This window comes from Marixanthomonas sp. SCSIO 43207, from assembly GCF_019904255.1.
Taxonomy (GTDB): domain Bacteria; phylum Bacteroidota; class Bacteroidia; order Flavobacteriales; family Flavobacteriaceae; genus Marixanthomonas.
Map to the genome: position 1 here is coordinate 1,290,659 of NZ_CP063203.1, position 20,623 is coordinate 1,311,281.

Annotated in this window: 25 protein-coding genes; all 25 read right to left on the reverse strand. The window is 33.6% G+C overall.

The genetic code is table 11. The features are described from left to right. Nucleotides 1-89: 89 nt before the first annotated feature. The 25 genes from INR76_RS06100 to INR76_RS06220 all read right to left on the reverse strand — a co-directional run bounded on the left by INR76_RS06100 (nucleotide 90) and on the right by INR76_RS06220 (nucleotide 20,612). On the reverse strand, nucleotides 90-638 hold the full coding sequence (locus tag INR76_RS06100) for a hypothetical protein (protein WP_223109774.1): 549 nt from the start codon (nucleotides 636-638) through the stop codon (nucleotides 90-92). Nucleotides 639-805: 167 nt separating this feature from the next. Beyond that, complete coding sequence (locus tag INR76_RS06105) at nucleotides 806-1,510, reverse strand: hypothetical protein (RefSeq protein WP_223109775.1); 705 nt, start codon at nucleotides 1,508-1,510, stop codon at nucleotides 806-808. Beyond that, complete coding sequence (locus INR76_RS06110) at nucleotides 1,503-1,721, reverse strand: hypothetical protein (RefSeq protein WP_223109776.1); 219 nt, start codon at nucleotides 1,719-1,721, stop codon at nucleotides 1,503-1,505. The genes INR76_RS06105 and INR76_RS06110 overlap by 8 nt, the downstream gene beginning before the upstream one ends. A 155-nt stretch (nucleotides 1,722-1,876) precedes the next feature. Continuing rightward, nucleotides 1,877-2,656 (reverse strand): tetratricopeptide repeat protein, encoded by a 780-nt coding sequence (locus INR76_RS06115; protein ID WP_223109777.1) that lies wholly within the window; start codon nucleotides 2,654-2,656, stop codon nucleotides 1,877-1,879. Between the two features lie 157 nt (nucleotides 2,657-2,813). Continuing rightward, nucleotides 2,814-3,803 (reverse strand): PIN domain-containing protein, encoded by a 990-nt coding sequence (locus tag INR76_RS06120; RefSeq protein ID WP_223109778.1) that lies wholly within the window; start codon nucleotides 3,801-3,803, stop codon nucleotides 2,814-2,816. Between the two features lie 135 nt (nucleotides 3,804-3,938). Further along, nucleotides 3,939-4,418, reverse strand: coding sequence for a hypothetical protein (locus INR76_RS06125; protein WP_223109779.1), 480 nt, complete (start codon nucleotides 4,416-4,418; stop codon nucleotides 3,939-3,941). A gap of 163 nt (nucleotides 4,419-4,581) precedes the next feature. Then, nucleotides 4,582-5,058, reverse strand: a complete 477-nt coding sequence (locus tag INR76_RS06130) for a hypothetical protein (RefSeq protein ID WP_223109780.1) — start codon at nucleotides 5,056-5,058, stop codon at nucleotides 4,582-4,584. 153 nt (nucleotides 5,059-5,211) lie between these two features. Then, a complete protein-coding gene (locus tag INR76_RS06135) occupies nucleotides 5,212-5,676 on the reverse strand; it encodes a hypothetical protein (protein WP_223109781.1) in 465 nt (154 codons plus the stop codon). 154 nt (nucleotides 5,677-5,830) lie between these two features. Continuing rightward, entirely contained in the window at nucleotides 5,831-5,986 is a 156-nt protein-coding gene (locus INR76_RS06140) for a hypothetical protein (RefSeq protein WP_223109725.1), read from the reverse strand. A 542-nt stretch (nucleotides 5,987-6,528) separates the two neighbouring features. Further along, the gene (locus INR76_RS06145; protein ID WP_223109782.1) at nucleotides 6,529-7,077 is read right to left on the reverse strand and encodes a hypothetical protein; all 549 of its coding nucleotides are present in this window, start codon (nucleotides 7,075-7,077) and stop codon (nucleotides 6,529-6,531) included. Nucleotides 7,078-7,235: 158 nt separating this feature from the next. Further along, nucleotides 7,236-8,213 (reverse strand): hypothetical protein, encoded by a 978-nt coding sequence (locus INR76_RS06150; RefSeq protein ID WP_223109783.1) that lies wholly within the window; start codon nucleotides 8,211-8,213, stop codon nucleotides 7,236-7,238. A 146-nt stretch (nucleotides 8,214-8,359) separates the two neighbouring features. After that, on the reverse strand, nucleotides 8,360-8,752 hold the full coding sequence (locus INR76_RS06155; protein ID WP_223109784.1) for a hypothetical protein: 393 nt from the start codon (nucleotides 8,750-8,752) through the stop codon (nucleotides 8,360-8,362). A 341-nt stretch (nucleotides 8,753-9,093) separates the two neighbouring features. After that, nucleotides 9,094-9,531: a hypothetical protein gene (locus tag INR76_RS06160; protein ID WP_116693216.1), complete on the reverse strand. Its 438-nt coding sequence runs from the start codon at nucleotides 9,529-9,531 to the stop codon at nucleotides 9,094-9,096. A gap of 192 nt (nucleotides 9,532-9,723) precedes the next feature. Beyond that, a complete protein-coding gene (locus INR76_RS06165; protein ID WP_223109785.1) occupies nucleotides 9,724-10,098 on the reverse strand; it encodes a hypothetical protein in 375 nt (124 codons plus the stop codon). Between the two features lies 1 nt (nucleotide 10,099). After that, on the reverse strand, nucleotides 10,100-10,312 hold the full coding sequence (locus INR76_RS06170) for a hypothetical protein (RefSeq protein ID WP_223109786.1): 213 nt from the start codon (nucleotides 10,310-10,312) through the stop codon (nucleotides 10,100-10,102). A 100-nt stretch (nucleotides 10,313-10,412) separates the two neighbouring features. Continuing rightward, nucleotides 10,413-10,997 carry a hypothetical protein gene (locus INR76_RS06175; RefSeq protein ID WP_223109787.1) on the reverse strand — a complete coding sequence of 195 codons (585 nt, stop codon included), beginning with the start codon at nucleotides 10,995-10,997 and terminating at the stop codon, nucleotides 10,413-10,415. 284 nt (nucleotides 10,998-11,281) lie between these two features. Next, a complete protein-coding gene (locus INR76_RS06180) occupies nucleotides 11,282-11,845 on the reverse strand; it encodes a hypothetical protein (protein ID WP_223109788.1) in 564 nt (187 codons plus the stop codon). 157 nt (nucleotides 11,846-12,002) lie between these two features. Next, nucleotides 12,003-12,641: a hypothetical protein gene (locus INR76_RS06185; protein WP_223109789.1), complete on the reverse strand. Its 639-nt coding sequence runs from the start codon at nucleotides 12,639-12,641 to the stop codon at nucleotides 12,003-12,005. Nucleotides 12,642-12,805: 164 nt separating this feature from the next. After that, nucleotides 12,806-13,408 carry a hypothetical protein gene (locus INR76_RS06190; protein ID WP_223109790.1) on the reverse strand — a complete coding sequence of 201 codons (603 nt, stop codon included), beginning with the start codon at nucleotides 13,406-13,408 and terminating at the stop codon, nucleotides 12,806-12,808. 150 nt (nucleotides 13,409-13,558) lie between these two features. After that, nucleotides 13,559-14,698 (reverse strand): tyrosine-type recombinase/integrase, encoded by a 1,140-nt coding sequence (locus tag INR76_RS06195; RefSeq protein ID WP_255592873.1) that lies wholly within the window; start codon nucleotides 14,696-14,698, stop codon nucleotides 13,559-13,561. A 73-nt stretch (nucleotides 14,699-14,771) separates the two neighbouring features. After that, the gene (locus INR76_RS06200; protein WP_223109791.1) at nucleotides 14,772-15,521 is read right to left on the reverse strand and encodes a hypothetical protein; all 750 of its coding nucleotides are present in this window, start codon (nucleotides 15,519-15,521) and stop codon (nucleotides 14,772-14,774) included. Nucleotides 15,522-15,789: 268 nt separating this feature from the next. After that, nucleotides 15,790-17,313, reverse strand: a complete 1,524-nt coding sequence (locus tag INR76_RS06205) for a bifunctional GNAT family N-acetyltransferase/carbon-nitrogen hydrolase family protein (RefSeq protein ID WP_223109792.1) — start codon at nucleotides 17,311-17,313, stop codon at nucleotides 15,790-15,792. A 3-nt stretch (nucleotides 17,314-17,316) separates the two neighbouring features. Further along, entirely contained in the window at nucleotides 17,317-18,291 is a 975-nt protein-coding gene (locus INR76_RS06210; protein ID WP_223109793.1) for a deoxyhypusine synthase family protein, read from the reverse strand. Continuing rightward, nucleotides 18,281-19,222, reverse strand: a complete 942-nt coding sequence (gene speB, locus INR76_RS06215; RefSeq protein WP_223109794.1) for an agmatinase — start codon at nucleotides 19,220-19,222, stop codon at nucleotides 18,281-18,283. The genes INR76_RS06210 and speB overlap by 11 nt, the downstream gene beginning before the upstream one ends. After that, on the reverse strand, nucleotides 19,212-20,612 hold the full coding sequence (locus INR76_RS06220) for an arginine decarboxylase (RefSeq protein WP_223109795.1): 1,401 nt from the start codon (nucleotides 20,610-20,612) through the stop codon (nucleotides 19,212-19,214). Before INR76_RS06220 ends, speB begins: the two co-directional genes overlap by 11 nt. Between the last annotated feature and the right edge of the window lie 11 nt (nucleotides 20,613-20,623).

The window sequence follows — 20,623 nt, forward strand, 5'->3', positions numbered from 1 at the left end:
ACGGGATTAAAGTTAATAATTTTCGGTTAAGAACTGGCGTTAGCAATTCCGAGTGGATTCGGACGTAGTCGAATCCGCCGTAATTGCGGTTATACATTGTTGTGTGCAGTTTTTATCTTTTTTTCAATTGATTTAAGTATAGAAACATACTTTTCAAATTGCTCAATATCCTTAATTCCATATTCAGGCGTTAATACTATTCGGTCGGCTGTTTTAAATCCAGTTTCTATATAAATTCTTTCGTTTATTATTTTTTCGCAAAAATATTTATCAGATGCGAGTTGTTTTAGCAAGTCAATATTTCCGCCAAACCAAAATTGTTTTAAAATCGGTTTAGGAACAAATGCTCGTCTTTTTGGGAAAAGAAAATTCAAAAATTTATTCCACGAATCGATTGGGAATATTGTTAATTCGGTTTTGTATGTTTTGTCTAAATGTAAGGTAATTCGAAACGGTTCAGTTACAGGCATTGCTCCGCCAACTTCGTTCAGGTTAATGCTAATTTTAGTTCCGTCAACTTTTATAATTCCGTTTTTTGGTTGATAAACGTATTTTCCTATCGGACTGTTTACACTTTTATTCAAACCCTCTGAATATTTCCCGCTATACTTTTCTGTCAGTTCTTGAATAATGTTCATTAATTCAGAGTTTTTCTCAAATTGCACACAACGGTCTCGTATAACCGTCAGTTACGGTTTTTAAAGTTAATGATTTTCGGTTAAGCACAGACGTTAGCAATACCGAGTGGATTCGGACGCAGTCGAATCCGCCGTAATTGCGGTTATACATTGTTGTGCAACGTTTTTTATATTACTGTTTTGTTTTCGTGCCAATCATTCAAGTCCTCAATAAAATAATTGATGATATCATCATAATTATCATTTTTGTCATTGTAATCGAACGTTAACCAATCTTCCCAAAAATCGACAAGTAATTTATATAATTTCTTATCTAATTTGGATAGTTTCTTATAGAGAATATCGTATTTGTTCATTCGATTATTATCTGCTTTCATAGCAAAAAATAGTCCAATGAAAGAGTCAACAGCTTCTCTGTCATAAATTCCATTTTCTCTATATCTTAATGCAATCTCTTGCATTTGTCCCGATGACATTTTCTTTGATTTATAGTCGCTCAAGAATTGACTGTTTTTAAATCCCAAATCAATGAAAATTGGTAGCATTTTTATGTGCTCGAGACAATTACTTATATGGTCTTTTAAAGCAGTTGAAAATAAATAGTATAACTTTTCATTTTCCTCTATTTTCTTATTTAAATCTCTACCTATATCAAGTCCATTTGATTTTAGTCTTATGTGTAATAATTCGTGTGTAAAATCCGCTGGACTTAAATTATCCTCGTAAACATAAATGGTTATGTTGTCATCTTTAAAGTTTGTTATGAAATTCGGTTCAAAACTTGGCTCTAAAGTTATGTTATGAGTAGTATTTAAATTATTCCATAATTCACTATTGCGCTCGTCTAATAAAGAATTTAAATATTCACTCATTTTTTTCGAAATCATTAAATCCAAAATCCTCTGGCTCAATCATAAAGGATGACGATTGGTTTTCTATAAGTTCGAGAATTGCATAATAACCGAATTCTTCGCCAGCTTTAAAATCATCCTTATTCAGTTTCGATTTTAATTCAGCGTGACGTTCTTTAATCAAGTATACTAAATCTCTTAAATAAAGTCTATATGTTTCGTCTGTTTTCAATGTCTGGTCAAATGTTGCACAACGGTCTAGGCTATGAGTAGTTGCGTGGTTTAGCACTTAACTTTGCAAGTACACACCAAACTGAAAATCCGCCAGGATTTTCAGAAGTAGGCGAGAACAAGCAATTACTTATAGCCAATGTTGTAAAACGTTTTTTATAATTCAGCTTTATAAAGGTTTTTCATATTTTTCAATGGTCTTCCTAATAATTTTTCTGCTTCTTTTTGTCCATTTGCTTTTTGGTTAGAAGTCAGTTTAGTTTCTAATTCTTGTATTTCTTTTACAATCTGCTGTTGTTGAATGTAAGAAAAGTCCCTTTTAAATTCATTGAATATTAGAAACCATTGGTAGCTTTTAAAAAGGTCTTTCTCTAATTCTCCACCATCTCTATACATTTGGGCAAGTTGTAATCTAACTGATGTAATGTAACCGCTTTTTGTCAAATTCTCTGGGTTTTCAAGTTTTCCAAGTCGAGTTGCCCAATCCAACATTTTGTCCATATTTTTTTCAACTCCCATTCCTGAATAGTAGCAGTTGATGACATTCCACATACAAGTTCCATCTCCGTTTTCGGCACACTTTAGCCCAAATTCAAAAGCTTTTTTATAATCTTGTTCAACTCCGTCTCCATTTCCATAAGCCATCATCATTTGATAAAGTCCATCATTAAATCCTTGTTCAGCAGATTTGGCAAACCATTCAATTCCCTTTTCGATATTTTGCTCAACGCCAGCTCCTGCACGATAACAGTAACCTAAATTATATTGCGCTTCAGCATTTCCTAATTCAGCCGACTTTTTTAAAATCGGGATTGCCTCTTCAAATTTCTGCTGTTCAATTAATTTTTTTGATTGTTCATTTAATTCGTCCGCAGTTTGTCCGAAAACATTAATGCTTAAAAAAGTCAGAATTATAAATGTTATTTGTTTTGTCATTCGTTTTTCAAAATGTTTTACAACGGTTTCGGCTATGAGTAGTTGCGTGGTTTAGCACTTAACTTTGCAAGTACACACCAAACTGAAAATCGGCGAGGATTTTCAGAAGAAGGCGAGAACGAGCAATTACTTATAGCCATTGTTGTGTAACGTTTTTTTAAAATGGTGGTGGCGGAACAGGAACTTTCAAATTCGATACTGTTTGATAAAATTCTTTTAATAATTCCGTATTAATTTTATCTTTATTTTTCTCGACAAATTCGTGAAGGTATTCGTTGATGTCTTCGTCTTCACTAATCCACAAAATCTGTGAATTATTTAAACTTGCAGAAACGTATTGGTTTGCTTGTTCTGTAGAAAAAGATTCAAATTTTGAAAGTTTTTGAAGAAGTTGTCTTGAAGAGTAAAAATTTCCACTTTCAATGAGCTTTGAAATTAGAATATCTTTTTCCAATTCAGTCGCTAATTTTATTTCAGGAAAAATATCTTTAAAGAAATCAGATAACGTTTTGTAAAATTTTATTTCAGAAAACTTTTTTCGATTCCATTCTCTTGCTAAAAATGTATTGAAATTTGTATTGTTAAGTTCTGAAAAATAGTCTTTATCATCTGCAATAAAGTATAAATCGTTATTGTTCTCAACATTTTCTAACAAGCATTCCCAATTAATTGCATCACCATAAGATTTGTTTTTTCCAGGTGGATTCCCAATATCATATCTCAATCTACCTTTTTCAACAAGTTTAGATGTAGTAGGAATATAATTTGCCTTTTGAAAAAGCATCTCAATTATTTTATCTGCTTGTAATGTATGAGTTTCAATTTTTAGCATTAAATTCTTTAGAAGAGATTGTTTTTCTCTGTCGTAATCTTTAATCAACTTTTTTAAAGTTTCATATTCTTTGTAGCCTTTACAAAACTTTGGAAATTGTGGATTTAATTTTGATTGATTAAATGTTTTTAAAGCATCCGCAAGTTTAGTATCTCTATTTCTATTAAACTCATCTACGATTTGTTCTGGTAAATGCAGTTCCAATTGGTCGTTGTCCATTAGAACCATCAGTTTACTCAGTTCTTCCAAATCATCATTCGAAAAATGATAGAATTTCAGATAAACATTAGTATCAATAAATAGGTGTATTGCCATAGTCTTTATCAAATGTTACACAACGGCTTCGTATAACCGCAGTTATGGAGTTAAAGTTACTTAATTTTTAGATTTAGCACAGACGGTAGCAATTCCGAGTGGATTCGGACGTAGTCGAATCCGCCGTAATTGCGGTTATACATTGTTGGCAACAGTATTTTTTAATTCAGTCGGTTTATTATTTATTCGTTTAATTAAATATGAAATTACAAGTCCGATTGAAAATGTTGTCAGAACTGTACAAACAACAAAAGCGATAATCGGTGGAATCATCATTAAAAATCTTTCTTCCGTAACAGTCAGTCCGATAATCACACAAAAAGTGGTCCAGATTATTAAATTCACAATAGTTGAGTATTTAAAGGAAGTCAGAAGTATTGATTTTCCGCTTTTAATGTTTTGATAAGCTAATTTTCCACCAACCCATAGAGCAATCAGAAACGCAATCACAAGTCCGATTGTTGAAATTCCATATGTTCCAAGAATTACAATTGTCAAAAGTCCTTCTCCAGTTAGCAATAATGGAATCCAAATCGTAGCGATTATAGTCAAAATTCCAATTGGTGCTCCTATCAGATATGAAGTCAGAATACTTTGTTTTAATTTCTTTTCCATTCGTTTTTTCGTTCAGCTTTAATATTGTTGCCAACGTTCTCGTATAACCGTCAGTTTACGGGTTAAAGTACGCAAATTTTTCGGTTTAGCACAGACGTTAGCAATTCCGAGTGGATTCGGACGTAGTCGAATCCGCCGTAATTGCGGTTATACATTGTTGTGCCTAGTTTTTTATCCATTCCAAGTCAAGTACATCACGTAATCTATTCAGACTTTCTCTCGATAAAAACTTAAAAGCAAGTCCAATACATCCATATCTAATTACTAAAATTTGTCCAATCATTACTAAAATCAGAATTGGTGAGAATTCTTGAGCTTTAGTCAAAATCATTGCAATAAGACCGATTATTGGAAATAATAAAAATACACTCAATAAAATCCGAAAAACTTTATGGATTTCCACTTTCACGTTTCCTTTGTCAGATTCTATTGCTCCAGTCATTACGCAAAATGCTCCTTTTCCAATTGCTGACGATATAATTTTAAATTCGTTTTCGTTTATAATTCCGCGAAATGATTTGTCAGTAATCTGAGAAGTCAGATTTTCAGACTTTTCTGTTCTTCTATTCAGTCGATTCAGCGTTTCAGCTTGTTCGTCTATTAGTTTAAAATTCAGTTCTTTGGTTGGGAATATTTTCATTTCTCAAATTAGGCACAACGGTCTCGTATAACCGCAGTTATGGAGTTAAAGTTACTTAATTTTTGAGTTAAGTACAGACGTTAGCAATTGCGAGTGGATTCGGACGTAGTCGAATTTACCGTAATTGCGGTTATACATTGTTGTACCCAGTTTTTATTTCCGATTTAATTGTTTATTCATTAGTAAAATATTCCACATCGCAAAAAAGTCAGAACCTTTAAAGGCTGGAATAATAAACTGTTCAGAATTCAAATTGGTGATAGTCAATTCGTCCCATTCACCTTTTTTTATTTGTTCTCTTGTTGCTTTTCCAGTTTCGCTAATTTCAACAAAGGATTGAGGTCGCATTTCTTTAATATTACTTATCAGTAGACTTTCAAACTTATCATATTCTCCCCAAACTATTTTCCGAGTTCCCATAATAGTCCATTTGTCATTTTTCGGTTGAGTAAAAACTAAAACTGGAATTCCAATATTTTGAGATTTAAATAATTCCGAGTAATATTTTTGATTTTCAGTCGGCAAACTTTCGAATAAGAAAGAATGTTTGGTTGGAAGACTGTGTTTTCCAGCTTTCCACTTTAATCTTTTCGCTATATATTCATCTGTTTTCTGCATTTCTGAAATTGGGTACAACGGTCTCGTATAACCGCAGTTATGGAGTTAAAGTTACTTAATTTTTGAGTTAAGTACAGACGTTAGCAATTCCGAGTGGATTCGGACGTAGTCGAATCCGCCGTAATTGTGGTTATACATTGTTGTAACACGTTTTTTAGTATAATTTTTCACTTATTTTCATTACTTGTAAACTGTCATTTTGTTTATCCATAAAAAAAGCGGAAGGTCCGAGTGGATTCGAAATAGCTAAAATTCCATAATCTTTATTAAACATTACTGGACTCATTCCGTCAATAATCGGCTCTTTCATTTCGTACATATCAAACCAAATTTAAGAGTTCGAATTACTCCGAATAGTTTTGCTTTTATACTTTACGTAATCGGTTAAGTCAAATTGAATTTCTTGATTTTTGGTCGTCAAGTAACTTACTCTTAAATTCCGAGTCGAATCTGTCGTACTTTTATATTCATATTTGATTATCGAATCACGAACGGTTTTTATGAGTAAATATTCCGTTCGAAGTTTCAGATTGTCATTAGATGTTATTCCGTATAAATATCTCGATTCCGTAAAAATTGATTTTGTGTCGGTAGGTATTTCAGCGTATCTCTTTTGAACATAAAAGAATAAATAAATCGCATAAGCTAAAGCCGAAACTACAACTATAGCAAATACGAAAATTAATATGTCTTTAGTTTTTCTCAAATGTGTTACAACGGTCTCGTATAACCGTCAGTTACGGGATTAAAGTTAATAATTTTCGGTTAAGAACTGGCGTTAGCAATTCCGAGTGGATTCGGACGTAGTCGAATCCGCCGTAATTGCGGTTATACATTGTTGTGCGTAGGCTTTTATATTTTTCCATTTACAACTTTCAATTCGGTTCCGATTATTTTTTCCAATTCAGCCACGAACTTTGGGTTTAGCTTTGTCCAATTCCAAAAGGTAATTCCTAAATTACCAAAAGCCCAAGTCGGATTAAATTCAAATTCCGTTATTGATTTTTCAATTCCGCATTTTTGGCATTTTAATATGTCAGAGTCAATTCCACTGTGCCAATTTCCTAACGAATTTCCCCAGTCATTTTCAATGTTATTTTCTCCGCAATTCGGACAAATAATTTCTTCAAGTCCATTTCCGCCATTTTCAAACACTTGCTTCTCCGTAATCAATTCAATTCCATTTATTTTTAGCTCGGTCAAATTCAATTCCGATTGCTCTAAAATATTGCCATAATTTTCGGCTGGCGCGTATCCTTTTGATGAGCCTAAAACACATTCAGTCAAATCTTTTTCTACGATTTTTTGTTCAGTCAGAAATTCAATTATTTTTTCCGCTTTTTTCTTTGAATCAGCAGAATTTAATTTTTCTGAAACTAATGTTATGTAGGTGTCACTCATTTTTTTTCAGCTTACGCACAACGGTCTCGTATAACAGTCAGTTACGGGTTAATATGCGTTAATTTTTCGGTTTAGCACTGACGTTAGCAATTCCGAGTGGATTCGGACGTAGTCGAATCCGCCGTAATTGCGGTTATACATTGTTGTAGCACGTTTTTTTATTCATCATAAATCAATTCAATGTAAAGTTCTTCAATTTTTTCAATATTTGTTTGTTCCATTTTTAGAATAAATTTCCGACCTCCATATATATAATGTGGAACTCCAGGATTGTAATAATATTGATAATAGTTCAAATCTGTAATATCAAAAATTGCATTGTCGATAGTCTCTTTGGCTTTAGATTCTTCGATTTTCATTCTTGAAAACAATTCTTTAACGACTCGTTTGGTGTCATCCGGATTTATGATAGTTTGTTCTTTTAATGAACAAAAATTATTTTCAAAATCCACTTCCTCAAAGGTTAGGGTAGCATCCGCTAATATTGGTTTACCTCCTAAAACATTAGGAAGTTCTTGTTCGTATTCAATCGGTTCTGTAATATCGTATTCCAGTCCAAATGGAAAGTGGAAATACTGAAGTTCGTTAATAGCCAGTTGCTCGATACCTTGTTTGGAACTATATATTTCAATAATTGGATTCATTGCATTTCTTAATTCGTTTACTTTTTCGGGATTCTTTTTTTCAAAGTTATCAAGCATTTCTTGCAATAATAACTTTGTTGATTCTCCTAATTCTTTCCAATTTAAAATCTCAATAAATTCTCCAAGTTCATTTGTTTTATAAATTACTTTCGAAAAATCATTTTTTCTGAGAATTTTATTTACTGCCTCCTTATCATCAAATAATTTTTCAGCTTTTTCTTGAAATGTACTTACAATATTGTTTTTATATGTCCATTTAATATCATATGAATTTTCAGTAGAATCAAGTACTTTGAAGTTTGCAATGTATTGTGATGAATCCTTTTTTGTTAACACATCGTTTTTCCATTCTCTTTTGACTTTTGATATTTTAAAGTCATAATCGTCACCAATTGACCAATAAGCAACAAATGAAACTTTGGTTGAGTCAATTTGACTGTATGATGTAAGAGAAAAAAATAAAAATAAGAGTAGAATAGTTTTCTTTTTCATAGATTTTTAGTCAAATGTGCTACAACGGTTTGTGTAAGGATAGTTGCGTGTGCAAGCAACTAACTTACTAAAAATGGAACGAACCAGAGGAAAATCCGCAGGATTTTCCGAGTAGGCTAGAACCAAGCAATTATTTTTACACGTTGTTACCCAACGTTTTTATTTTTTAATTGTCCAAGTAACAATATAGTGAAACTTAATATCCAAATTCCAAATCCGATTCCAGGTTTTACATTTGCATATGCTCCTCCTTCGTCTAAAGGTATTCTTGAAATTCCGAATGTAAACAGTCCGAAAATAATTGTCAAAATAGATATTGGGATTTTAAGATTATTGATTTTTTTCTCAAAAACAAGGTTGAAAAAATAAATGATGTTCGCAAGCCAAGGAAGAAAAATGTAAATATCAAATTCAAACATTCCAATTAAGCCAAGAAGCAAACCAAAAATCCCAATAACTCCAGCTCCGAAAAATATTGGTAAACCCAATGATACTACATATAGAAAAATTGAGATATGTTTAAAAGTCAGTTTTTTCAATGTTTATTTTTAAATTTTTGAATGAAAATCAGACACGATATTATTGTCAAAATCAAAATTCCAATTGTCCCATAGATTATAAAATTCAGCCACATTTCCACGTTGTGAATAGCCGAAGCAAATTGGTGTAGTACAGGTTCAGCCAAGAAAAACCAAACGATTGTCAAAGTAACAAAAGTCAAAAAGTGAATTCCTATGATTTTTCGTTTTCTCAATACTTTTTTCAAATGTTGGGTAACGGTCTCGGCTATGAGTAGTTGCGTGGTTTAGCGATTAACTTTGCAAGTACACACTAAACTGAAAATCCGAGAGGATTTTCAGAAGTAGGCGAGAACAAGCAATTACTTATAGCCATTGTTGTGGTGCGTTTTTTCAATTTCAGTTTTTAATATTTGTAACATTCCAGCCCAAGTTTTTTCTGCGTGAATTTTGTCATCTGTATCTAAAAAGCCTTTTCCTCTTAAAATAAGTTTGGAAGAATTTTTTCCATTTCTTTTTATTGAAAAACTTAACTCGGTAAAATCATCAGAACCAGATTTAAAGTAATTATAAGTCAATAATTTATTTTGCAGAAATTCCGTAATTTTCGCTTTATCACTAAATTTCAAGTCGTTTTTAAATCCATTAAAATAAATTGTTTGTCCTTTTTCCCATAAATCACAGTTAACAGATATTTTTAAGCAATCTGATAATTTTTTGTTCGAAGTTATGGTATTCCATATTTCGAAGGAATTAGCTTTAATTTCAATTTCTTTCAGGACATTTAGAGAGTAATTCATTTTTTGAAAGTATTGATTTAAATAACTCAGTACGATTTTTTGGTCAAATGCGCCACAACGGGCTCGTATAACCGTCAGTTACGGTTTTAAAATTACAAATTTTCATTTAAAAACTAACCTTTGCAATTCCGAGTGGATTCGGACGTAGTCGAATCCGCCGTAATTGCGGTTATACATTGTTGTAAAACGTTTTTAATTTCCTTCGTTTTCTGTTTCCTCAAGTTTTAATTCGTTCCGCTTTATGTCACTTAAAACACTAAAATTCCAAATGATAAATACTACAGCTAAAATTGTAAATAGAATTCCGGTATATAGAAATACATCTTGTAAAGTTTCCAAAATAACTTTTTCTTTTTCCATTGGCTCTAAAGTAATTTTTTGAGAAATGGTCACAGATAAATAAGCTCCCCACATTAGTGAGGCGAGTAAAGTAAAAACATCAGATAAAATACTTTTACTTTTCACAGAATTCAAATTATCGCTCGTAACTAAATAGAATGTAACTTTTTTTGGTATAATTTTACTTTGAACTAGACCTCCAGTATCTCCTAATTTAAAATCAGCCATCTTACTTGTTTTTAAATTCGATTCCAGAGTTTGGATACTTTTTCTTTAAGTCCTCTATAACAGCTTTTCTTATATTATGTAAGTCCAAATCCGTTGGTTTTTTCAGGTTAGGATTTGCATTTAACATTCCTTCTAAAAGTCTTTCCATAACGCCAAGTCTAAATTCATTTTCAAGAATTTGATTAGCATCTATTTCTCCAAATTTTATTCCCATATTCTTATTTTAATCTGTTAGTTTCAAATGTTTTACAACGGTCTCGTATAACCGCAGTTATGGAGTTAAAGTTACTTAATTTTTGTTTTAAGAACAGACGTTAGCAATTCCGAGTGGATTCGGACGTAGTCGAATCCGCCGTAATTGCGGTTATACATTGTTGGGCACTGGCTTTTTTTATTTTTAGTTGATATATTATTCCGTAAATCAGTCCGATTATTCCACCAAGATAGCTGAAATTATGCATTGTTCCAGCTGTTAAAAAACTTTTTCGGTCGGTCAAATCCGCTGGAAGATTCCAATTAGCATTTAAGTTTGAAATTATGAACTTTCCAACCAAAATTCCCACGATTCCAATTCCGATTGCGATTCCTAAAGTCCTAATGATTGCTCCGTATGAGCTTTTCCACATAATTTTTGTTGTCGGTTGTAAAAATCCAACGATTCCAATTATGAGTCCGATTATAAGTCCAAACCACCAAGTTGAAGCAATTCCAATTAGTCCTGCACTATAACGAGGAAAATCGATTGAGAATTTAACTCCGCCGAATTGTAAAAATTTAAATTCAGTAAAATATTCAGTTGAGATTGAGTAAGAAATTTGATTGTGTAAAAATCCGTAAATCGAAGCAAGAATTATCGATATAAAAATCACTAAAATTAAAATTCCAATTTTTTTCGCCATTTTGATTTTCAGCTTGTGCCCAACGGTCTCGTATAACCGCAGTTATGGAGTTAAAGTTACTTAATTTTTGAGTTAAGTACAGACGTTAGCAATTGCGAGTGGATTCGGACGTAGTCGAATCCGCCGTAATTGCGGTTATACATTGTTGCCCACAGTATTTTATTCCGATTTTACATTCAGGCAGTTTCGATTGTAATAATCCAAAACTTTCCATAGTTCATCATTTTTAAATTCTTTGTTTTCTACTTTTTCAATTAACGAAGGACAATTTTTAAAATATTTTTTCATTGATTTTTTGAAACTTTTTGCAAATGGTAAACCTTTTTGTATAAATGTTCAACTTGGTCACTTTCTCCAAAACCAACATAATAACTGTATCTAGGAAAGTTCATTTCCGTGTAGCTATTTCGAGGTCGCTGACTTATATTTATTTTTTGTCCGTTATCTAACTCAATTTTTTGTGGGTTATCAACTCCGTTAATAGGTTCATTCACGAATGAGTTTGTTAAAACACTACCATTATATGTTCGCACATATAGGCTTAAACTGTCAATAGAAACTATTTCCAATATTTCTGGGAACTTGTTTTTGTTCTTATATTTATAGCGAAACTGTCTATAATAATCGTTTTCTAATATGTCTATTCCGATAATTTCTTTTGACTTGTAACTTCTCCATTTTAGTGTATCATTCTTAAATTTCACTGAAACAATTGATGAAATTCCACTAATCTCACCAAATCCATCAATTCTGGTATTGTCTTTTAGTATTAAAGTGGCTTTTCCTCTTTGCGCAAAAGCTATACTGCTAAATGAAATTAGAAATAAGGCGAAAATTAGTCTTGTCATTAGTTTTTTCATATTGTGGGCAACGGTCTCGTATAACCGTCAGTTACGGGATTAAAGTTTATTTTTTTCGGTTAAGTACAGACGTTAGCAATTCCGAGTGGATTCGGACGTAGTCGAATCCGCCGTAATTGCGGTTATACATTGTTGTATGCAGTTTTTAATCAAAAATTTTTAAATCTAATACAGGACTAAACGAAATTTCCATTTCCATTAATTTTAAGACTTCCATTAAATTTTCTTTGTCAATATTGTCTTCATTAAATTCATTCAGCGCTTCTTTAAATTTTTTAAAATTGGTTCTTATAGATTCGGTTTGCTTATTAAAATACTCTTTATATAATTTTGCTTGAACTTCCACTTCCATTTTTCTTTTTCTACCACCTTTATCAGATACTAGAATCCTAATACCATCTCTAAATAGATTGTCAACACACTTTTCTAAAGAATCTTCTAAATTTTCATCGAAATTTTCTGGATAAAATTTTCGCATTCTATTTTCAAGACCATTTATGTTGTGGAATGCCTCAGTAAAAGTATTTGCATCTATGTTATGCATAAATTGATTTCGAATATTCAAGAACGCTTCAAGCTTCTTTTTTTCATCCTTGGTAATTGTTTCGTTATCTATCAATAGATTCAACTTTTGATTAAAAGATAAAGCTGTGGATTTATTTCCGAATGAATATGACTCTTTTGGTGATTCTATATTTAATAAGTATGCAACAATATCACTTGCGATTCTTTCTAAATTTAAAGAATATCTTAGCACTTTAGTTCTTTTACGGACTTTAATCATTTTGTTTTATGATTTTTTCAAATTGCATACAACGGTCTCGTATAACCGCAGTTATGGAGTTAAAGTTACTTAATTTTTGTTTTAAGAACAGACGTTAGCAATTCCGAGTGGATTCGGACGTAGTCGAATCCGCCGTAATTGCGGTTATACATTGTTGTAATGCGTTATTTTTTTTCAATTGTTTTTTTTAATTCGTCTATACTTTTTACAACGTCTTTCAATTCTTTTTCAATCAAATAACTTTGCTTTTTATGATGATTTAAATCCAATATAATTTTTTCCGAAAATTTATTTTTGAAACTATCTTCATAATCCAATTGAACAGTAAACTTGTCTGGATTTTTTTCAAAGAAACTCGAAGTCGTCGATAAATACGTTTCTATCAGCTTTTTTGGGGGAAAGAAATCTATTTTGTCTTTAAAAATTGTGGTGTTAATTGAGTCTTCCTTTTTTAGAAGTTCAAAGTCAGGTGAGACTTTAACCTTAACATTCAAAGCAGGTGTTTTTCCAATATTTTCCAGTTCAAAGTGTAAATTGCTTTTAGGACTTTTAAAGTCAGCTACCAAATAAGGTCGTCTTTCTAAATACGATTCCGTTTTCATTCGTTCTAACATTTCCCAAGTAAAAACTACGTAGAAATAGGTCAGTAGGGTAAGACCAAAATTCAAATAGTCACCCGAATCAAAATCCGCTTTTTCTGTTATTGCTAAAATCAGAAATGAGATAATAACTAGAGATGGAATAATATATTTAAATGCTGTTTTCATAATGCATTACAACTTGTTTATATGAACAGTTTTTTTACTCTTATAAAACCCAAACGGCATGCTATGCACAGTTTTGGTTCTTGTAAACCACGTTTAGTTCCAAACGTAAAAAACACCAGCTCATTCAAGATTTCAATATAACTATTTTTACTATAACTCATCCAAAGGGTTTTTAATATTCTTTAAACAATCATTACTTACGTGGGTATAAATCATAGTCGTTTTAGGGCTTTTATGGCCCAGTAATTCTTGTATATACCGTATGTCAGTTCCGTTTTCTAGCAAGTGGGTGGCAAAACTATGACGCAATGTATGTAGAGTAATACCTGGTTTGGTGATTCCGGCTCGCTGTACAGATTTTAAAAGCGCTTCTCTAGCACTACTGTTACTGTAAGGCATTCCATTTCTACCTTCAAACAAATATGTTTTGGGTTGGTACTGTTTATAATAGTGGCGCAACAATATCAATATTTTGGTAGAAAGGAGGGTATACCGGTCTTTTCTGCCTTTGGCACTTCGCACAAAAAGCAACCCTCGTTTACTATCTACATCTGTTACCTGCATAGTTAGCGCTTCACCTATACGCAAACCGCCACTGTATAAAAGGGCTAGTAAAGTTTTGTGTTTCGTATTATGGGTAGCATCTAGAATAGATTTTACTTCCTCTTTAGTTAGTACAATAGGTAACTTTTTAGGTTTTTGGGGTCGCTCAAGTGAATCCAACACAAAATCTACTTCACAAAACTCGGCATATTTTTTTATACCGTTAATACATTGATTTTGATACGATATCGAATAGTTTTGTTGTATCACATAATCGTGATTAAATCGCTGTACCCACAAGGCATTTATCTCGGTAGCTCGCTTCAATTGCAAATACCGTAAAAACAAAGCAGTAACTCCTATATAGGTGGTTATGGTGTTTTTTGAAAGTCGTTTTTCAAGCATCCATCGTTCAAACTGATCTAGTTTTTTGGCTTTCTTCAATGCCAGTTCAGGCAAGTGCAATACTTTTTTAACAGCTGCTTGTACAGGTGTACGTTTAGAAATTACTTCTGAATAATCTACATAACAGCCCACCCGTCTTAATTCTGAAAACAAAACATGCAATGGTTTATGTTTTTTTAATACATAATATAGTTTATGATGTGTACTCCACTTAAAAGAAGGAAATGCAGACACAAGCATATTTTGATCATTCATAGAGTCAAAGTGAAGAAAATAACAAGAATGCCCCTTGTAAGAAGCAGTAGTTAGTTTTATATGAAATGAAGCATGCCGCATAGACATGTGTTTTTCTTTACAAATAGGGTGCGTATTGCAAACTATGGGGGAGTAGTACAATCAAATATAATTAAAAAAATCAATTCCCTACATGAATAATAGATAGTCCTACCGCATCTTTTGATTTAAAAACCATATAGCGCCCTTGCACCTCTTGATAAAATTTCACCCCCATTACTGCAATGCACGTACCCGAAAGTGCCGGGGCAGCAGCTTGTAAATATACATCACTGCCTTGCTGCGTTTTGTCAATATAAGCAGGGGTGCTTACACTTAGCTCATAGCGGTTTGTAAAAAAATCAAAATGCAAAACACCCAACGTAAGTGCCATATGGGTAGCTCCGCTAGCAAACGGTAATGATTCTATATTAAGTGATGCAATGTGCAAAATGCGTTGAGCAGAATTATAGGTAACGTTTGCCAATAAATGAGATGATACTCGACAAGAAGGTGTAAAATTAAAATCTTTTAAAAGTTGTATTCCCATAGGAGTATGTATACCCTCTGCTACTTGGCGTTGACCTCGTTCGTGTACGCTATCTAGTTTCTTTAAGGAAGTAAATAAACGCATAAGCCGTCCATGAAGAGTAGTGTCTTTGTGATGGCATAGAAAAGGACGTAAAGCTCTATTAAAATGTTTTTTGGTTCGTGAACAACGGCCAAATTCACTACTGTTTTCACGTACACGTTTCATAGAAGGCTTATGTTTTATATCGTGACTATTAAAACCGCCTCCGGCTTTCCTAGCCAGAGCTTTTCCTTGTCTTGTGTATAGGTTAATTCCGTTGAGAGTACCGGTTAATTTAATAATTCCTGTTTGTCGCGCCATAATATATTGATATATAAGGTCTAATATAGTGCATCTTAGAGTCAAAACCAATTTTATAGCGTATTTATAGCGTATATGTAGCGTGTTTATAGCGTATTTGATATATAAATACCATATAGCATACAGCACATAAACACAATGCTTTACTCATAGCAAGTATATGAATACACCAGATAGCATGAGTACGTAAAGGGTGAATACGTAAAGTGGTAGTAAATAAAACCTAATAGCAGAAACTATCAGGTTTGGATAGTCTTACAAAGACGTTTTATAAACGCTCTAATTTATAAAAATCGGTGCGCCTGTCTTTTAAATTACGTACAGCGCCAAAAGTATGTAGTTCTCGAAGGAGATCAAGATCTACATCGGCAACTAGAATCATTTCGGTATTGGGTGTGGTCTCGGCTTTAACTCCATTATTAGGAAAAGCAAAGTCACAAGGAGTAAATACGGCAGATTGGGCATATTGAATATCCATATTGTGAACCTTGGGTAAATTACCCACACTACCGGCTATGGCAACATAACACTCGTTTTCTATCGCTCTAGCTTGAGCACACAACCGCACACGTGAATAACCGTTTTGAGTATCTGTTAAAAATGGAACAAACAAAATATCCATGCCTTCGTCTGCTAGTAGTCTGGATAATTCAGGAAATTCAGAGTCATAGCATATTAAAATACCTACTTTGCCACAGTCTGTATCAAACGTTTGTAAAGAGTGTCCCGGTTGCATACCCCAAACCTTGGCTTCATCAGGAGTAACGTGTAGTTTTTCATAGCGTTCCACGCTTCCGTCACGCCTGCACAGATACCCCACATTGTAAAGTGTATCATCAACCACCTCTGGCATACTTCCTGAAATGATATTAATATTATATGATATAGATAGCTTTGATAATCGTTGAGTGATTTCAGCTGTATGTATAGCGAGTTCTCGTATAGCTTCGGGTTCACTCATATGATTGTAAGCGGCCATCAACGGAGCATTAAAAAACTCTGGAAATACGGCAAAATCACTTCGGTATCCGGCTACACTATCAATAAAGTATTCTGCTTGATGCATCAAGTCTTCCATTCCTTTATAGGTACGCATTTGCCATTGTATCAAGCCTAGACGTACCACACTTTTAGTAGCGGTAGGTTTTTGTTCAGGTTTGGTGTAATAAATGTTGTCCCACTTCATCAAGACTGCATACTCCCCGGAAGCAGCATCACCTTCTAGATACCCTTTTAATACACGTAATGGATGAAAATCATTTGATAATTGAAAGTTAAGTACCGGATCTTCTATCTCTTTACTGCGTACTTTTTCCAAGTATTTTTTGGGAGAAAGGGTTTCGGCATACTTGTGATAATTGGGCATGCGTCCACCAAAAACAATACTTTTTAAGTTTAAATTTTCACACAACTCTTTTCGATAGTCATACAACCTTCTTCCTAGTCTAAGGCCGCGGTAATCGGGATGAATAAAAACATCAATTCCGTATAGAACATCTCCATTGGCATTGTGAATGGCAAAATTTGGATCTTTTGTAATATCGTCATAAGTGTGGTTGTCTTCAATAGTATCATAATCAACAATAATTGACAGTGCACACCCGGCAATATTACCATCGGCAACAATAACTATTTGACCTTCAGGAAATAAGGAAAGTAAAGTGCCTATTTCTTCAATTTTCCAATATGAATTTGGCAACCCTCCATAAGATTGAAGGGTTGCTTTTTTTAACGCTTCATAATCTGTGAGCGTAAGAAATTTTAATTCAATAGTTTCTATTTTCTTGTCCATACCTTACATATCCAGTAAATATGCAAAAATTAAGGGTGCCACAATCGTGGCGTCACTTTCTATAATAAACTTTGGAGTGTCAATATCTAGTTTTCCCCAAGTGATTTTTTCATTAGGAACAGCTCCCGAATAGCTTCCGTAACTAGTGGTAGAGTCTGAAATTTGACAGAAGTAACTCCAGAAAGGGGTATCGGTACGCTCCATATCTTGATACAGCATAGGCACTACGCAAATAGGGAAATCACCGGCTATACCACCGCCAATTTGGAAAAACCCAATCCCTTTTTCTGAATGGTCTGTGTACCAATCTGCCAAAAACGTCATATACTCAATTCCGCTTTTCATGGTAGAAGCTTTCAATTCACCTTTTAATACATAGCTGGCAAAAATGTTACCCATCGTGCTGTCTTCCCAACCGGGGCAAACAATAGGAAGGTTTTTTTCTGCGGCAGCATACATCCAGGAGTCTTTTATATCTATTTCGTAATACTTTTCAAGTACGCCACTCAATAACAACTTATACATATATTCATGAGGTAAGTAGCGTTCTCCTTTTGCTTCGGCATCTTTCCATATTTTTACAATATGCTCTTGTATTCTTCTAAAAGCTTCTTCTTCAGGAATACACGTGTCAGTAACGCGGTTTAGGCCTTTTTCAAGCAAATCCCACTCATCTTGCGGGGTTAAATCACGATAATTCGGTACGCGCTTATAATGACTATGGGCTACTAGATTCATAATGTCTTCTTCTAGATTGGCTCCGGTACATGAGATGATGTGTACTTTGTCTTGGCGTATCATTTCAGCAAAAATTTTGCCCATTTCGGCTGTACTCATAGCTCCTGCTAGTGAAACAAGCATCTTGGCGCCGTTGTTTAATTGCTCTTCATACCCCTTTGCAGCATCAACAAGCGCAGCGGCATTAAAATGTAAATAATAGTTTTGAATAAATTCTGAAATAGGTCCTTTAGTACGCATCGTCTTCGTTATTTAATTTTGTTCCAAAGTTTTTCGATTTTGAATCATTAAAGTTGCTTTCAAACTCGTCTTCTTCTTCTGTTCCTTCAAATTTATAGCTAAGCATTTTATAATATAGTTTTGCAGCCAAAAAGTCTGATGATTTTTCTTCAGGATTGGGGCACAATTCTACAATGTCAAAACCAACTACGTTACGCTCTGCAAAAACTTGCTTTAAAAAGTCTAGCGTTTCATAATAAAACAAACCTCCGGGCTCTGGAGTACCGGTTGAGGGAAGTATAGAGGGGTCAAAAGCGTCTAGATCAAAGGTGATAAAAACATTTTCGCCCAAAGCTTCTAGTACATTATCCATCCAGTATTCATCTGTTGCCATTTCGTGCGCAAACCAGGTTTTCTCACGGTCCATAACGGTAGTCTCGGCACTGTCCATACTTCGTATTCCTACTTGTACCAAGTTAGTAGTTTGGCTGGCTTCATAAACAGCACACGCATGGTTGCAACTAGAGCCTTCATATTCTTTGCGCAAATCGGCATGGGCATCAATATGTAGCACGGTCAAATCATCAAAACATTCGTTAAAGGCCCGAATGCTACCTATTGAAATGCTATGCTCTCCGCCAAAAAGAGTAACAAACTTATTTCTTAAAATATAATCTTTTGTTTTCTTATGAACGGCTTTTACCATAGCTTCGGGTGAAGCATTTTCAGTAATAGGGTCGCTTAAATAAATACCTTGTTTGTACACTTCGGTTTCGGTTTCAATATCATATAACTCCATATTTTCTGAAGCGTGTAAAAATGCTTCAGGACCTTTGTCAGCTCCTTTTTGCCAAGTGCTGGTTCCGTCATAAGGAACAGGAATTAATACAATTTTTGAAGTTTCCAGAGCCGCATATTTCTGCGGAATTCCGGCATAGGTTTTAGTGCTCATATCCTAAAATGTTAAGCAATTGCTCGCTAGTTTGTTGTTTTGAAAATAATTGTGTTGTGATGTTTCCATCGTTATCTTTGTCTATTAATATGTGTTTTGGAGAAGGAATGAGGCAATGTTGCAGCCCCCCAAACCCGCCAATGGTTTCTTGATAGGCTCCTGTATTAAAAAAGCCTATATACAATGGTTTTTCTTTTTTAAATTTTGGTAAATAAATGGCGTTCATGTGTTGCTCACTGTTGTAATAGTCATCACTGTCACACGTTAACCCACCTAATAAAACGCGCTCATACTCATCATTCCAGCGGTTTATGGCTAGCATGATAAAGCGCTTGCTTATAGCCCAAGTGTCTGGCAAGGTTGTGATAAATGAAGAGTTGATCATATTCCATTTTTCGCGATCATTTTGTTGTTTTTGATACAATACCTCATAGATAGCACCACCGCTTTCGCCTACTGTAAAACTGCCAAACTCAGTAAATATATTAGGCACAGGCACATCTGCCTCTGCACAAGTTTTATTTATTTGGTTAATAATCTCATCAATCATATAGTGATAATCATACTCAAATGCCAACGAGTTTTTGATAGGAAAACCACCGCCTATATTTAAGCTGTCAAGTGTAGGGCATATTTTTTTTAGTTTGGTGTACACATGTAAGCATTTAAGCAACTCGTTCCAGTAATAAGCATTATCTCGTATTCCTGTATTGATAAAAAAATGAAGCATCTTAAGTTCAACTTGTTTGTTGTCCTTAATTTGTTTTTCATAAAACGGAACAATATTTTTATAGCCTATCCCCAATCGTGACGTGTAAAACTCAAACTTGGGCTCTTCCTCAGAGGCTATTCGTATCCCTACTTTATAGTTGCCTTCAATTTGCTCAGATAGCAAACCTATCTCTTCATAATTATCAATAATAGGAATACAGTTTTTGTGACCTTCATTAATCAATCGTGCTATGTTTACAATGTATTGCTCTCGCTTAAAACCATTACATATTACATAAGTAGAGTCATTAACTTTTCCTTCTTTTTTAAGGTTTTCAACAATATTAATATCAAAAGCAGATGAGGTTTCAATATGAATATCATTTTGTAATGCTTCGTGTAATACGTGCTTAAAGTGAGAGCTTTTAGTACAGTAACAATAGTTGTAGTTACCTTGATAATTGTGTTTTTTAATGGCGTCTGCAAACCAGCCTTTGGCACGTTGTATGTTTTCTGAAATTTTAGGCAAATAGGTAAACTTTAAAGGCGCACCGTATTCTGAAACTAGTTTCATAAGGTCAATACCGTGAAACTGTAGCGTTTTTTGTTCATTTAAAGCAAACTCTTCTTGCGGAAAATAATAGGTTTGATCAATTAGATCTATGTATTTAGTATTCATCTTGATTGTTG